The 15,314-nt window shown below is 41.9% G+C and carries 14 protein-coding genes; 4 read left to right on the forward strand and 10 right to left on the reverse strand.

What is annotated here, in order from left to right; all coding sequences use genetic code 11:
• From fliJ to L1D46_RS05190, 8 genes are all read right to left on the reverse strand, one after another.
• Positions 1-456, reverse strand: coding sequence for a flagellar export protein FliJ (fliJ, locus tag L1D46_RS05155; protein ID WP_130052070.1), 456 nt, complete (start codon positions 454-456; stop codon positions 1-3).
• Positions 456-1,790 (reverse strand): flagellar protein export ATPase FliI, encoded by a 1,335-nt coding sequence (gene fliI, locus L1D46_RS05160; RefSeq protein ID WP_167657941.1) that lies wholly within the window; start codon positions 1,788-1,790, stop codon positions 456-458. Before fliI ends, fliJ begins: the two co-directional genes overlap by 1 nt.
• Before the next feature lie 17 nt (positions 1,791-1,807).
• A complete protein-coding gene (gene fliH, locus L1D46_RS05165; RefSeq protein ID WP_130052072.1) occupies positions 1,808-2,626 on the reverse strand; it encodes a flagellar assembly protein FliH in 819 nt (272 codons plus the stop codon).
• Positions 2,627-2,629: 3 nt separating this feature from the next.
• Complete coding sequence (fliG, locus tag L1D46_RS05170; RefSeq protein ID WP_130052073.1) at positions 2,630-3,670, reverse strand: flagellar motor switch protein FliG; 1,041 nt, start codon at positions 3,668-3,670, stop codon at positions 2,630-2,632.
• Positions 3,663-5,378 carry a flagellar basal-body MS-ring/collar protein FliF gene (gene fliF, locus L1D46_RS05175; RefSeq protein ID WP_130052074.1) on the reverse strand — a complete coding sequence of 572 codons (1,716 nt, stop codon included), beginning with the start codon at positions 5,376-5,378 and terminating at the stop codon, positions 3,663-3,665. Before fliF ends, fliG begins: the two co-directional genes overlap by 8 nt.
• A gap of 20 nt (positions 5,379-5,398) precedes the next feature.
• Entirely contained in the window at positions 5,399-5,731 is a 333-nt protein-coding gene (gene fliE, locus L1D46_RS05180; protein WP_130052075.1) for a flagellar hook-basal body complex protein FliE, read from the reverse strand.
• 170 nt (positions 5,732-5,901) lie between these two features.
• On the reverse strand, positions 5,902-7,305 hold the full coding sequence (locus tag L1D46_RS05185; RefSeq protein ID WP_130052076.1) for a sigma-54 dependent transcriptional regulator: 1,404 nt from the start codon (positions 7,303-7,305) through the stop codon (positions 5,902-5,904).
• A complete protein-coding gene (locus tag L1D46_RS05190; RefSeq protein ID WP_167657939.1) occupies positions 7,302-8,414 on the reverse strand; it encodes an ATP-binding protein in 1,113 nt (370 codons plus the stop codon). Before L1D46_RS05190 ends, L1D46_RS05185 begins: the two co-directional genes overlap by 4 nt.
• 128 nt (positions 8,415-8,542) lie before the next feature.
• On the opposite strand from L1D46_RS05190, the gene L1D46_RS05195 reads away from it, so the two are divergent.
• Positions 8,543-9,133 carry a DNA-3-methyladenine glycosylase I gene (locus L1D46_RS05195; RefSeq protein ID WP_130052078.1) on the forward strand — a complete coding sequence of 197 codons (591 nt, stop codon included), beginning with the start codon at positions 8,543-8,545 and terminating at the stop codon, positions 9,131-9,133.
• A gap of 29 nt (positions 9,134-9,162) precedes the next feature.
• Here L1D46_RS05195 and L1D46_RS05200 read toward each other — a convergent pair whose 3' ends face one another.
• On the reverse strand, positions 9,163-10,602 hold the full coding sequence (locus L1D46_RS05200; RefSeq protein WP_239976962.1) for a sigma-54 dependent transcriptional regulator: 1,440 nt from the start codon (positions 10,600-10,602) through the stop codon (positions 9,163-9,165).
• A 142-nt stretch (positions 10,603-10,744) separates the two neighbouring features.
• Positions 10,745-11,530 (reverse strand): flagellin, encoded by a 786-nt coding sequence (locus L1D46_RS05205; RefSeq protein WP_239976963.1) that lies wholly within the window; start codon positions 11,528-11,530, stop codon positions 10,745-10,747.
• A gap of 209 nt (positions 11,531-11,739) precedes the next feature.
• Between L1D46_RS05205 and pseB the strand changes: the two genes are divergently transcribed.
• The 3 genes from pseB to L1D46_RS05220 all read left to right on the forward strand — a co-directional run bounded on the left by pseB (position 11,740) and on the right by L1D46_RS05220 (position 15,299).
• Positions 11,740-12,741, forward strand: coding sequence for a UDP-N-acetylglucosamine 4,6-dehydratase (inverting) (pseB, locus tag L1D46_RS05210; RefSeq protein WP_135923852.1), 1,002 nt, complete (start codon positions 11,740-11,742; stop codon positions 12,739-12,741).
• A gap of 8 nt (positions 12,742-12,749) precedes the next feature.
• On the forward strand, positions 12,750-13,913 hold the full coding sequence (gene pseC / locus L1D46_RS05215; RefSeq protein ID WP_239976964.1) for a UDP-4-amino-4,6-dideoxy-N-acetyl-beta-L-altrosamine transaminase: 1,164 nt from the start codon (positions 12,750-12,752) through the stop codon (positions 13,911-13,913).
• A gap of 249 nt (positions 13,914-14,162) precedes the next feature.
• Positions 14,163-15,299 (forward strand): Gfo/Idh/MocA family oxidoreductase, encoded by a 1,137-nt coding sequence (locus L1D46_RS05220; protein WP_239976965.1) that lies wholly within the window; start codon positions 14,163-14,165, stop codon positions 15,297-15,299.
• Positions 15,300-15,314 lie beyond the last annotated feature (15 nt).

Here is a 15,314-nt window from a genome sequence, read left to right on the forward strand (position 1 = left end):
TTAGAGAAGTGCGTTTTTAAGTTGACGTTGATAAAACTGATTTGAAGCGAACTCATCCAGCATTTTTTGCTCCGCTTTAGCCACTTGCATCGCTTGTTTTTCAGCTTGCTTTTCGATTAACTTCGCAACTGCTTTAGCTTTCACTTGCTGTTTTAACCACAGTGCTTTTCGCTGCGTAACAACTTGCTTTGCGGTATTCACAGTGCTTGCTTGCTGACGTATCGCTTCTTCAATTTTTGCGATAAAGGCATGATATTGACTAAACCCGGCACTAGACAAACCAGAGCGACCTTTCAAATGTAACTGCTGAGAATACTCCATGCGAAAGTTATTCAGCCCTTGCAGTTTTTGTTGGTTACTTTGTAAGTGCTGCTGCGCTTTTAAGTAATCCATGCGTAGAGACTCTTCTTTATCGCTCTCAAGCTTTAACAATAAATCAAGTTTACTTTTAGCCATTAACCTTGTCCTAATAACTGCGCAAGACCTTGTAGACCATCATCATAACTGATCACATCTTTCATGCCTTGCTGAAGGAATTGATTCACACGTGGCATCATATTAATTGCTTGGTCAAGCATAGGATCTGTGCCTTTTTGGTACGCACCGAGTGTGATCATATCTTTATTCTGTTGATACATTGAATACACTTGTTTTAGCACGCGAGCTTGTTGCATATGCGCTTCGGATACAACCTGCGGCATAACACGAGAAATCGATTTTTCAATATCAATAGCAGGATAATGACCACTGTCGGCTAAATCTCGAGATAAAACAATGTGGCCATCTAAAATAGCTCGGGCAGAGTCAGCAATTGGGTCTTGCATATCATCCCCTTCACTAAGCACTGTGAAAAAAGCTGTAATCGCACCTTGCCCTTCACCACCATTACCAGCACGCTCCACCAGCGCAGGCAATTTAGCAAATACTGAAGGCGGATAACCCTTAGTCGCAGGAGGCTCACCAACCGCTAAGGCGATTTCACGTTGCGCCATGGCATAGCGCGTAACAGAGTCTAGTAATAACAACACGTTAAGACCTTGATCACGAAAATATTCAGCAATGGTCACTGCACTTTCACAGCCTTTTAAACGCATTAATGGCGAGGCATCCGCAGGAGCTGCAACCACCACTGAGCGCTTACGCCCTTCAACACCTAAAATTTCTTCTATGAACTCTTTTACCTCACGACCACGCTCACCCACAAGGCCAACAACGATTACATCTGCTTCAGAGCCGCGAGTCATCATACCTAGTAGCACTGATTTACCGACACCTGAGCCTGCAAACAGACCCATACGCTGGCCTTGACCTACAGTAATAACGGAGTTGATGGCTCGAACACCTACATCCATAGGCTGACTGATTGGTCGTCTTGCCAGCGGGTTTATTGGACTTTGTGCAAACTTTAGATGATGCTCAGCATTAATGGCACCTAAGCCATCAAGCGGCCGACCGAGACCATCCACCACTCGGCCAAGTAAGCTCATTCCTACAGGCAACCCTGTTTCGTTTACTTTTGGAATAACTCGCGCACCTGGCAGTACACCAGAGATATGATCATTCGGCATCAAGTAAAGTGTTTGGTCATTAAAACCAACCACTTCAGCATCAACAAAGCCGTTAATGGTTTCAATTTTACATTGACTGCCAACAGGTGCTCTAAGCCCTTTTGCTTCAAGTGTTAAACCAACGACACGCGTCAGAATACCAGCAACAGCAGGTTTTGGAGCCTTGATATGTTTTTCATAGCGCTGTAAGCGTTCGCTTAGAGTCATAGATTGAGCACTCATAATGAGCCTAAAAAGTGTTAGATACCACTGCTATGCAAAAAGTTTTCCAACGTTTCTTTGACGCGGGTCTTAATTGTCATATCTAAGGATGATTGTGGGGTTTTAATTTCACAGCCACCACGATCTAATGTGGGTTCTGCGATTAACTGCCAATGATTATCTGCGATGGTTTGCTCGCCATAACTTTGGGTAATTAAATCGATATCATCAGGGTGTAAGTGAATACGTACTTTCGCTTGTTCTTCACCCAAAGCGTCAATAGCCTGCTTTAAAGCATGCAAAATGACTTCTGGTGAAGTTTTAATTTCTTGATAAACTAATACTTCAGTTAACATGACCGCTAGCTGCACTAACTGCTTTTCTGCACTTTCATCTACTTTAGATAAAGGCTGAGAAAGGCTATCGAGCAAGCTTCTCAAGTTAGTGAGCTGCTCTTCTAAAATAGGCTTAATTTCTTCTTGGCCTTGCTCCTTACCAAGCTCAACACCTTCTTTAAACCCCGCTTCTTTACCTTCATGAGCGCCTTTTTCAAAACCGTCTATGTAACCTTGCTCATGGCCTTGCTTTAGCCCCTCTTCAAAGGCATCTTGACGGATTTTTTCAAGTTCAGCCATAGTCAATGACGGGATTTCAGGCTCTTCTGGTTGTTCGTCAGCTTGTTGTTTTTGCTGTTCCTTACGATATAAATCAGCTAGAGGCGTGCCGTATGCAGTTGAGCGCCCAGCAAGTTTTTTTGTATCTTGCGTAACTTCAGGGATTGGCCAGTTTTCAAGTAATTCATCAGCAGCTTCGCTGGCATGCACTGGACGTCCGGTATGAAAAGAAGACTTACTCATGGCTTACAGGAACTCCTCACCACCACCGCCACCAAGCATAATCTCGCCTGAGTCAGCCAAACGACGTGCCGTAGAAAGAATTTCTTTCTGTGCAGCTTCAACTTCACTAATACGAACAGGGCCCATCGCCTCAAGATCATCAGCGAGTAATTCAGCGGCACGTTTTGACATGTTACTTAAAATTTTCTCTTTCAATGCTTCATCTGTGCCTTTAATTGCTTTCATTAATACATCTTGCTGTACTTCACGAAGAATCGCTTGAATACCACGGTCTTCAACATCCATTAAGTTCTCAAAGACAAACATAAGGTCTTGGATTTGCTGCGACATCTCTTCATCGTGTTCACGGATTGAATCCATTAACTGACCTTCAACATTGGTATCTAGGTAGTTCATGATATCAGCAGCAGCTTTCAAGCCGCCCATTTTCGCAGCTTGCGCACCAGCTTGACCGGCGAATTGTTTCTCCATGATTTCATTCAACTCTTGTAATGCTGCCGGTTGAACTTCTTCAAGATTAGCAATACGCATAGTTAAATCTAAACGCACTTTCTCTGGGAATTGCGACAAAATTTCTGCTGATTGCTCTGGTTCTAAATAAGATAAAACAATGGTTTGAATCTGAGGGTGCTCATTGCGAATAATATTCGCCACTTGTTTTGAGTCCATCCACTTCAGTGAATCAAGACCTTTCGCACCTGACCCCATGACAATTTGGTCAATAAGGCTGGCGGCTTTATCTTCACCAAGCGCTGCGGTAAGCGCTTTTTTGATAAAGTCTTCAGACTGGAAGCCAATGGTACTGAAGCTTTGAATTTGCTCAATAAACAAATTATGGACTGCACTAATTTTCGCTTGCGATAAATCATCAAGCGCAGCCATTGCCATCCCCACTTTTTGCACTTGCTTAGGCTCTAAGTGTTTAAGGATTTGCGCAGCATCTTCTTCTGATAAGCTCAGCAATAAGATTGCCGCCTTATCAACGCCGTCTAATTTATCAACATCAAACGCCGGTGGTAATTGTTTTTGTTCTTGATCAGTCATCTTCTGTTAACCACGCTTTCACTACTTGAGAAGACAGTTCTGGTTCATTTGCAACCAATGCACGAACTGCTTTGAGTAAATCTTCATCGCCATGTAAGTCTGGCAGCTGTAGTGTACCATCACTTGAGAATCCTACAGCAGCAGAGTCAAAGTCTTTATTTAGCATATCTAGCGTGCTATCACCAATATCTACACCAGCACTTAATGCATCTTCATCATATTCCTCTAGTGTATCGTCTGGGTAAATTAGACGTTTCAACATAGGTCTTACTACAAAGACAATCAATACAATGATAACCAGAGCACCTAATGCTAAGCGTAGCATCTTCATGAACCAATCTTGCTCCCAAAGCGGAACTTCAATTGCTTCCCCAACATCTTCACGAACAAATGGTACTGTTACAACTTCAAGTGCATCACCACGTTGCATATCAAAACCAACACCACCTTGTAGTAAGCGACGAATATTTGACAATGCTTCTACAGAGCGAGGAACCATGGTTGTTTCACCGTTTTCACCCACTTGCGGCACATAATCAACGGCAACTGAAACACTTATGCGACGGATAACACCGGTTTGCTGACGCTTATGCGAAATAGTTGTATCAAGCTCGTAGTTGCGTGTTGCTTCTTTATGCGAACGACTAGGATTCGTTGCTGAACCCGCACTACCTTGGCCAGCAATTTCAGGAATATTAGAGTTTACTGGCGGCTGATTAGTTAGCGCACCAGGAATGCCGACAGCGAGGCCACCTATGTTATTTTCTTCGAAAGTTGTTTCACTGCGCACTGCCGGTAAATCTGGGTTATAACGTTTTTGTGTTTCTTCAACTGCGCTGAAATCCATGTTTAAATCGACTTGTGCAGTATAGTTACCTAGGCCCACTACAGGAATTAGAATGCTATCGATTTTATTTAAGTACTCTTCTTCACGCTTACGCTCAATTTCATACTCTTTACGAGAGCGTGCCGCGAGTGAGTTTTGTGAACCAGAATTAAGTAAGCGACCATTTTGATCAGTCACGGTAACACGCTCTGGCGATAAACCTTGTACCGCTGAGGCAACAATATCAACCACTGAGTCAACTTCTTCACCATCAAGCGAACGGCCACGTTTTAAGGTTAGCACTACTGTAGCTGAGGGCTGTTTTTCGCGACGAGCGAATACGTTTTCTTTTGGAATAGCTAAAAGTACTTTGGCGCGAGTAACATTTTTTAGCTCTTCGATGGTACGCGCAAGCTGTTGCTCACGACCATGTTTTAAACGTTCACGTTCAAGGCGTTGGCTTACACCAAATCCCATGTCTTGCATGATGATATCAGTACCTGAGCTTGGCGCTTGCTCTAGGCCTTCACGAGCCATCAATAGCTTTATGTTTTGGTATTCACCTTCTTCAACAGAGATGACGTTACCATCGAGTTCGTAATCAATCTTTTGAGCGTCTAAAAAGTCCAACGTTTGAATAAGCTCTTCCGTTGGCATTTTACCAAGCGGACGCATATCTGGCTGACGAGCCCAAATAATAATGAAAATTGCGATAGCCAAACAGATTGCCAAAGCAATCACTAAGGTAACCTGACGTAAAACGTCTACTCCGTTTAAGGCACTTAGGTAGCCTGACTTTTGCTCTTGTTGATCATCGGTATCGGTTGAATCGATACCACCGCCTGCTAAGGCTAGATCAGTTGATTGATTAGATTGCGCCACAATAATTCTCCACTACCTAGTTACACAGGCATGTTCATGATTTCTTTATAAGCTTCAACAAGTTTGTTTCGAACCTGAACCGTTGCTTCAAATGCCACTGATGACTTTTGCGAAGCAATCATCACATCAGCTAAAGAAACACTGCGGTCACCCATTTCCATTGCCGTTACTTTTTGCTTAGCGTCTTGTTGTAAGCCATTCACTGTATCAAGTGCATTAGTAAGTAAATCACCAAACTGTGCCGACGATGTTGGCTGAGTTTGTGTTGGTAAATTATTAATTGAGTTGCTACGGCCTGCTTCTAAGGCCATAGATTGCATTTCTTGAAATAATGCGCTGTTTTGAACTTTCATAATACTCTCTGACAATGCAGTTTACTTATGAACTGATAAAGCATAAACCGTGCCACAAAATAAAAACTGCAATTTCAACAGCTTAAGCAGCAATCTTAGTTTGTCAGAGTTTTGACAGCAAACAAGCTCACAAAAATGTGAGCTTGTTTGCTTAACTTTTTGGAAGGAATCTATGCAGGTAAGGCTATACCTAAGTCTCGCATTTGCGCCAGTTTATAACGTAAAGTGCGTGGACTAATGCCTAAGGTTTCTGCAACCTCTTTACGCTTACCATTACAGCGCGCTAAGGTTTCTAAAATAATACGATGCTCTTTATCTTTCAGCTCGTCTTTGTAATTACCTTGCTCGCTTACTTGTGGCACGGTATCTAAATTAACCTCTACAGGCTGCTCTTGATAAGCCGGTGCATTGTGTGATGGCGTAGCGACTGGCTTGATATCCGCAGATAACAACTCTTCAATAAAAACATCGTCTTGATGAATACTATTACCATCACATAATATCAACGCCCGTTGAATAACGTTATCAAGCTCTCGTACGTTACCTGGCCAAGCATGCGATAGCAGCTTTTGTTTCGCACTCTCACTTAGTTGAGCGATAGGTTCTTTACTTTTAAGGCAATGACGCTCTATCAAATGCTCAGCCAATACAATAATATCGCCAGGACGCTCAGCTAGTGGTTTCCACATTAGCGGGAACACATTTAAGCGATAATATAAATCTTCTCTAAATAGATTTTCGCTCACCGCTTCTTTTAAATCTCGGTTACTTGTGGCGAGTACGCGAACATCAAGTTCAATAGTTTTACGTCCGCCTAAGCGCTCTACTTCGCGCTCTTGAAGTACACGCAGTAATTTAGCTTGTAAGCCTAAATCCATCTCAGTAATTTCATCAAGTAAGATGGTACCACCTTGAGCTTGCTCAAATTTACCAGGACAGGCTTGAATAGCGCCGGTAAACGCCCCTTTTTCGTAACCAAATAAGGTTGCTTCAAGCATATTTTCCGGAATAGCCGCGCAGTTAATAGCAACAAAAGGGGCATCGCTACGATTTGATTTGTCGTGGATAAAACGAGCCAACACTTCTTTACCCGAGCCACTTGGGCCGAGTACCATAACACTGGCATCGGAGCGCGCAACTTTACTCGCAAGTTCTAATAGCTTAATGCTCGATGGATCGGCAACAATTGGGCCATCAGTTTCTTTTTCCTTTTCAGGCAAATAACGGCTCACCATGTTAAGAAGCACTTCTGGGGCAAACGGTTTTGCCATGTAATCAATCGCGCCTAGACGCATTGCTTCTACAGCATCATCAATGGTGGCATAGGCCGTCATCATTAATACCGGCAGCTCAGGATAATTAAGTTTAATGCTACGTAGTAGGTCAAGGCCGCTCATAGCGCCCATTTGCACGTCGCTAACAACCAATGAATAGCTATTTTGCTTAAGCAAGATCATCGCTTGTTCAGCGCTATCTGCAGCAACGCAATCAATACCCGACATTTCAAGGGTATCGATTAGCGCTTCTCGTAAGCCTGCGTCGTCTTCAACGACTAAAATAGAGTTAGTATTCATTTTGCCTCCGCTGACATTGGTTCTGCACTAATTGGCAAGATCAAACTAAAACATGCTCCCCCATGAGCATTATTAGTCACTTCAACCCGTCCTTGGTGCGCATTGGCGACTGAACTTACAACTGCAAGTCCAAGCCCCGTGCCTTGGCTTTTGGTAGTGTAAAAAGGTTCGAATAATTTGTTGGCATGGCGTAAATCAACACCCGGGCCATTATCACTGACACTGATGCGAACACAGTTTTCGCTAGTTTCGTCACGCTCAGCACTCAGTGTTACCACAGCCTCAGAGCCAATGATTTGAATACTGTTATGGATCAGGTTTTGAATAGCGCTCGCCAGAGCGCTTTTATTACCCACAATTTCAATATCTGGCTCTGGTAAGTTCACGCTAAGTTCACTGTTATTTTGAGCAACCATAGCATCAGCACCCGCTTTTACTTCATTAAGTAACTGCTGCATCGACACACTTTCGACCACTTGTTGCTCGCCACTTTTGGCAAATAACAGCATGTCATTCACTTGGGTTTCTAAATCTTTTAAACGCGACATTAGCTTTGTATGAAAATTACCACGAGAACTTTCTGGGAGACGCTTTGAGCCTAAATTTGCGGCATATAACATGGCAGCAGATAGCGGCGTCCTGACTTGATGAGCAAGCGAAGCAACCATTTTGCCAAGCGCACTTAAGCGCTGCATATGTGCCATCCGCTTTTGTAAACGTCTGGTTTCAGTTAAATCTGTCATTAAAATTAACTGTCCTGGCTCTGGGGCAAGCGCAGTAATATCAAGCTTAATTAAACGACCATCTTTGAGTGATACTTCATGCCCATCATCTTGTTGTGGTCGAAATGAACGTTGAATAACGCTAAACCACTTTTCACCTTCAAGGGGCTCACCTAGCATATCAATGGCAATTTGATTTGCTTTCGCGATCATACCTCGGCCATCTAAAACAACTACACCTGCGGGCATAGTATCCACCAAATGACCCAACCAGCTGGCTTGTTGGCGCAACTCGCTCAACTCACCCACATACTCTTCTTGTAGTAAGCATGGGTTATATTGTTTGGCTGTGATAAATTGTGGTTTTAGGACATTTGCTAAGGCCATAATCAATACTCAAAAAATCGTGTCTACCTAGCTAAATGCACAATTCGTACCAAATTTATTTTCGTTTTATTTCAATAAATTAAAGACAAAAACAACACTGACAAAAAAATGACAATCGCGAGGGAATAATGCAAAAAGAACACCATTGTCGTTGCCCATGGCTAGATACCAGCAAAGAAGATTATGTGGCCTATCATGACCAAGAATGGGGGGTGCCATTATATGATGATCACCGTTTATTTGAGTTTATAACCTTAGAGTCAGCACAAGCGGGACTGAGTTGGTATACCATACTTAAAAAGCGTGATGGCTATCGCAGTGCCTTCAAAAACTTTGTAGTTGAAGAGGTTGCCCAAATGACCGAAGACGACGTCGAACGGTTAATGCAGTTTGAAGGCATTATTCGTAATCGCGCCAAAATAGCTGCGACTATCAATAACGCACAACGTTTTATTGAAATTCAAAAAGAGTTTGGCAGCTTCTCAAACTACCAATGGCAGTTTGTCGATGGCAAGCCTTTGGTAAACAACCTTGATAAATTAGAAGACTATCCGGCTATTACTGAAGCCTCAACAGCATTTGCCAAAGATTTAAAAAAGCGCGGCTTTAAGTTTTTAGGTCCAACCACTGTGTATGCGCATATGCAAGCCTGCGGCATGGTAAATGATCATAGCAATGATTGCTTTAGAAAGGCTGAGATAATCAGTGAGTACGAATAGATAAAATCGAGGAAGTCACCTAACGCGGCTTAGTCGCGCGTTAGGTTATATTTCTTCATTTTTTCGACCAGTGTGGTGCGGCGAACACCTAAAATTTCTGCTGCACGTGCAACAACATAATCGTAGCGCTCTAATGCTTGGCTGATTAAGCTGATTTCTAGCTCAGCAAGATACTCTTTCAGCTCAATGCCTTCATCAGGGAGTAAACCTGAGTCAACCGTTGTTGCTGGTACATCAGGTTCATCATCATCATAATCACTAAAGCCAGTGCTGAAAATATCGTTGAACGCATCTCGCTCCATCAACTCTTCAGGGTACTCAGGCTCATAAGCCTCAACTTCGATATAACGATATTTAGCTGGAAGGTCTGGCACATCAACCACTTTATCAGGAAACATGATCACCATACGCTCAACTAAATTAGCAAGCTCACGAATATTCCCCGGCCACGCATGCTCTTTTAAGCTTTGAATCGCACGCTCAGTAAATTTGGCCGTTGTGCCACTTTGCTCGTTAACACGACGCATTAACTCTTTTAAAAGTAGAGGAATATCGTCAGCACGCTCACTTAGCGAAGGGTTTTCAATTGGAAACACGTTTAAGCGATAAAAAAGGTCTTCACGGAAGTCGCCCTTTTCAATCATTTCTTCAAGGTTACGGTGAGTTGCAGCAATAATTCGTACGTCAGCTTGAATAGGCTTAGTACCCCCTACTCGCTCATAGCTACGCTCTTGCAACACACGTAGTAGTTTAACCTGCATTTGCAAAGGCATATCACCAATTTCATCTAAAAACAGCGTGCCGCCTTGCGCTAATTCAAAGCGCCCTTTTCGTGCAGAAATAGCTCCTGTAAAAGCACCCTTTTCATGGCCAAATAGCTCACTTTCTAGAAGCTCGCCAGGGATAGCACCACAGTTTACCGGCACGAATGGCCCTGTATTGCGTTTAGAGAGTAAATGAACGTTACGTGCAACAACTTCTTTACCTGTGCCTGACTCACCTAAGATCAACACATTTGCATCGGTTTTTGCTACTTGCTCAATTAAAAAGCGCACATCTTTTACAGCTTCGGTTTCACCGACTAAACCATCAAATGATTTGTTAGATTTAGCTTGTTTATGGTCACCCGGAAGCATGCGTTGATATTGCTGACAATCATGCAATAGCTGAGTAGTTACGTCATGGTTAAACGGCTCACAAATTAAACCAACGACATTAGCAATGCTTAGTAACGGTTTGAGTGTTTCACCAATTAATAAAAACGGAATGGCAGGAAACTGTTTGATCACAGCCTCGTGATTTAGCTGCTGTAAAGCACCAAGAATGACCATGCATTCTTGCTGTTGATGTTTTTCACAAAAAGACTGTAACGAAGTCTCATCAACTAATTGTGCAGTTTCACCGATGAAGGTAAGTGCTGCATGTAAACCTATCGCACGATTATTATTATTGTCTAAAATTAAGATCATTATTGGCGAACCACAGTTACCACGAGGTTAGTTAATTTCTAAATTGTAAGCGAGTTTAGGAGGGATGCAAGCGCTAAGCGGCAATTTATTGACATCAACGCCAAAAAATAGTCACTTAGCCCCTGAATTTAATACTAAAGAATTAAAGTAAACCTAAAATGGATTCAGCTGAACGATTTGCTTGACCACGCAAAGCAACAGATGCTTGTGACAAAATATCATTAGCTACTTGATCAGACACTGATTTTGCATAGTCAGTATCTTCTATTCGGCTTTGGCTCGCAGCAATATTCTCTCGCTGGTTACCTAAACCTTTTATCGTACTCGCTAAGGTGTTTTGAAAAGCGCCTAACTCAGCTCTTTGAGCGTTAATTTCCTCTGCTGCTTGGTCGCTAATATCTATGGCAGCTTGTGCCCCTGCTTGCGTTGAAATATCGATTCCCGCAATAACTGAAGCAATACTACCATCCGATGGCGTCACTGATTGTGTGGTATTAGCATCTGGGCCAACCTGAAAAGACACTTGTTCACCATCAAATAAAGGTTTACCACCGAATGAGGCATTTTCGAATGTTTCTGAAACTTGTGTTTGCAATTGCGACACTTCTTCTTGAAGTGCAGCCCTGTCACTGTCTGTAAGCGCACCATTACCCGCCTGAATGGACAGCTCTCGTATACGCGAGACGGCATCATTTACACCTGATAGGTTTGACTCCGTTACTTGCGAGTAAGAGATGCCATCGTACGCATTGTTAATTGCTTGACTGTAGCCATCTTGCTGTGATGTTAATCTATCAATAATTTGTAGTGCAGCAGCATCATCTGCCGCTGAGTTTACTTTTTTACCTGACGCTAATTGCTCAGCAAGCTTATTGCCCGTTTGCTGAGTTTGGTTTAAAAACCCGGTATTGGGTGATTGAATTTTCATGGCGGCCTCCGACAAACCGATTGTTTAAATTATAGCTTAATTTGCCAAAAATTGTACTTTGTACCATGGTTTAGATAAATTAACTTGGCATCTGACTTGCTAGTGTATTAGTTAATAGTTAAATTACTGAGAATTGAGTCAAAATTCTCACTTTGCGTACTTCACTTTTATAAACAACTACGCCAATGATAAATAACTTAGGTAACGCTATGTTCGACAATAAAACGATTTTAATCACCGGTGGTACTGGTTCATTTGGTAAAAAATACGTCAAAACACTGCTCGAACGCTATAAACCTAAGAAGATCATTATCTTCTCACGAGACGAACTAAAACAGTTTGAAATGCAACAAGAGTTTGACCAGCCTTGTATGCGCTATTTCATCGGTGATGTACGCGATAAAGACAGACTTCGCCGTGCTATGCGTGGCGTGAACTATGTGATTCACGCAGCAGCATTAAAACAAGTTCCCGCAGCTGAATACAACCCAATGGAATGTATCAAAACCAATATTAATGGTGCTGAAAACGTCATTGATGCCGCCCTTGATAATAACGTAGAAAAAGTCATTGCTCTGTCGACTGATAAAGCAGCGAACCCAATCAACTTATATGGTGCAACTAAACTTGCATCTGATAAATTATTTGTTGCTGCTAATAATATTGCTGGCGGCCATAAAACAACCTTTTCAGTGGTAAGATACGGTAACGTAGTGTGTTCGCGTGGCTCTGTAGTGCCTATTTTTCAAAAGTTTATCGACCAAGGCCGCGACCATATTCCGATTACCCATGAAGAGATGACCCGCTTTTGGATTAGCCTGCAACAAGGTGTTGATTTTGTCCTAACTAACTTTGAGCGTATGCTAGGTGGTGAGATTTTCGTTCCAAAGATTCCTTCAATTCGTATTACAGATCTTGCCAAAGCAATGGCCCCTGACTTACCAATTAAGGTTATCGGTATTCGCCCAGGTGAAAAGTTACACGAAGTCATGTGCCCGGCCGACTTATGCTTTGAAACTTATGAATATAACGATCATTTTGTTATAGCACCTGGAATAAAATTTAGTAGTCGTAGCAACGATTTTACAGTTAATGCTATTGGTGAGAAGGGTAAAAAAGTAGCGCAAGGATTCGAGTATAACTCACTTGATAACCCTGATTATATGAGCATTGAAGAGATTAAAAACTTCAATGTTCAGGCTTTACTTTAATAATCACTATGACAAACAAGCTAATTCCCTACGGTAAGCAAAGTATTTCGCAAGATGACATTAATGCCGTAATTGATGTTTTAAAATCTGACTGGTTAACACAAGGTCCTAAAGTACCCGCATTTGAAAGTGCCATTGCAGAGTACTGCGGTGCTAACCATGCCTGTGCCACTAACAGTGCGACTTCAGCGTTACATATTGCTTGCCTTGCTTTAGGTGTAAGTATTGGTGACAACGTATGGACATCACCAATCTCATTCGTCGCATCAAGTAACTGCGCACTGTATTGTGGCGCAAGTGTCGACTTTGTTGATATCGACCTTGAGACAGGCAATATGTCTGTTATTGCCCTCAAAGAAAAACTAGCCATTGCTAAACAAAACAAGCGCCTCCCTAAAGTTGTGATCCCTGTTCATTTAGCAGGTCAGTCATGCGATATGGCAGCAATCAATGAACTTGCCGAAGAATATGATTTTAAGATTATTGAAGATGCCTCGCATGCAATAGGCGCCAAGTATAAAGACAAGCCTGTTGGCAGTTGTGATTATTCAGATATTACTGTGTTTAGCTTTCATCCAGTAAAGATAATCACATCTGCTGAAGGGGGGATGGCGGTTACCAACTGCGCTGAGCTCAACAAAAAAATGAGCCGTTTGCGAAGCCATGGTATTACTAATATTCCTGAAGAAATGACCGAGCCAAGTCACGGCCCTTGGTATTATCAACAAATTGAACTTGGTTTTAATTATAGAATGACGGATATGCAAGCCGCTTTAGGACTGAGTCAATTAAAGCAGCTAGACAACTTTATATCAGTGCGAAACGACATTGCAACAACATATAACCATGCGTTTGCAAATTCAACGGTAGCTCATTTGACACAATCGGATGATTGTTACTCTAGCTATCATTTATATATTGTTCGTTTAACACAGTGTGATGTTGAAAAACACAAGTCAATCATTACAGACATGCGCGAGCAAGGAATTATTGCTCACTTGCATTATATACCGATCCATTTACAGCCTTATTATCAAGCTTTAGGCTTTTCGGACGGTGATTTTCCAAATGCAGAAACCTACTACAAACAGGCTGTTACTATTCCTCTGCACCCGATTATGACAGCAGACGAGCAGCAGTTCGTTATCAAAACATTGAATGGTTTAGTATGAAGCTCCCTTTAGGCACAGTGCAATTTGGCTTGAATTACGGTGTTAGTAATAAGTTGATGCTGCAGTAATACAGAACTAAAGCAGTTTTAGAAGCTTATCAAACCAACATAAAAGTTTCTCATTAAATGCTCAAAGCAATGACTGTTAATGAATCTGTGCTCAACACGCCTGTAAATTGGCAACTATAAATTAATATAGAAAAATGATTGATTGCCGATAAATGGCTATGATCAAAATAGGCAGATATATATGAATGACAACAATAAACAATTAAAACTTGCTTTTATTGGCGGTGGCAATAACTCAGCTGTAGGCTATGTTCACTTCGCCGCAAGTCAACTAGATAACAAGTTTGCAGTTGTTGCAGGTGCCTTTTCAAGAAATCCCGATGAAAATAGTGCAACAGCGCAGAGATGGGGGGTTTCAGAAAAGCATTTATACAACGATTGGGAAGAGCTTGTAGAGCAAGAGAAAAACCATGTTGATGCATTTGTTATACTAACACCAACACCCCATCATATTGAGGTAATAACCACGCTTCTGAAGGCGAACTTACCCATTATTTGCGAAAAAGCGCTAGTTACCGGCCCTGCAGAAGTCGCTGAAATTGAAGCCTGCTACGATAAAAATAAACACTTTCTAGCTGTTACATACAACTACAGTGGCTACGCGATGGTCAGAGAGTTGAAACACCTAGTAAAGCAAGGTGCACTTGGCACTATCCAAAAAATTCATCTCGAAATGCCACAAGAGGGATTCAGAAGGCCGCCAGATATTGCAGGTAAACCATCGATGCCACAAGCATGGCGTTTAAAAGATTTTGAAGTGCCAACCATTTGCTTGGATCTAGGCGTGCATTTACACCACTTATCAACATACTTACTTGAAATGGAGCCAACGGAAACAATCGCACAATTTACTAATCATTCTCAATACCCAAATTTAATTGATGATGTAAATATGTTGCTGAACTACCCAAATAACATAAAGGGTAGTATGTGGATGTCAAAAACGGCTATAGGCCACCGCAATGGGCTTCAAATTAGAATATACGGTGATAAAGGAAGCGCGCGTTGGTTCCAACTAAACCCTGACGAATTAGAGTTAAATTACAATGACGGTCGCAAAGAAATCTTAGATAGAGCCGGACAGTGTGAATATGCTAACCAATTTAGATATAACAGAATGAAGCCAGGTCACCCAACAGGATTTGTTGAAGCCTTTTCTAATTTATATACTGATATTTATGAAGAACTTTGCTGTTACTTAGCTGGTACAGACAAGAAAAATGACTATGTATTTGGCTTAGAACAAGCAAAAGACGGCTTAAACTTATTTAAAGCTGCGCAAGAATCAGTTGAATCAGCGCAGTGGATAAAGCTTTAAAATAATATATAATGG

The organism is Pseudoalteromonas sp. Isolate3 (assembly GCF_022398505.1).
GTDB lineage: Bacteria > Pseudomonadota > Gammaproteobacteria > Enterobacterales > Alteromonadaceae > Pseudoalteromonas > Pseudoalteromonas apostichopi.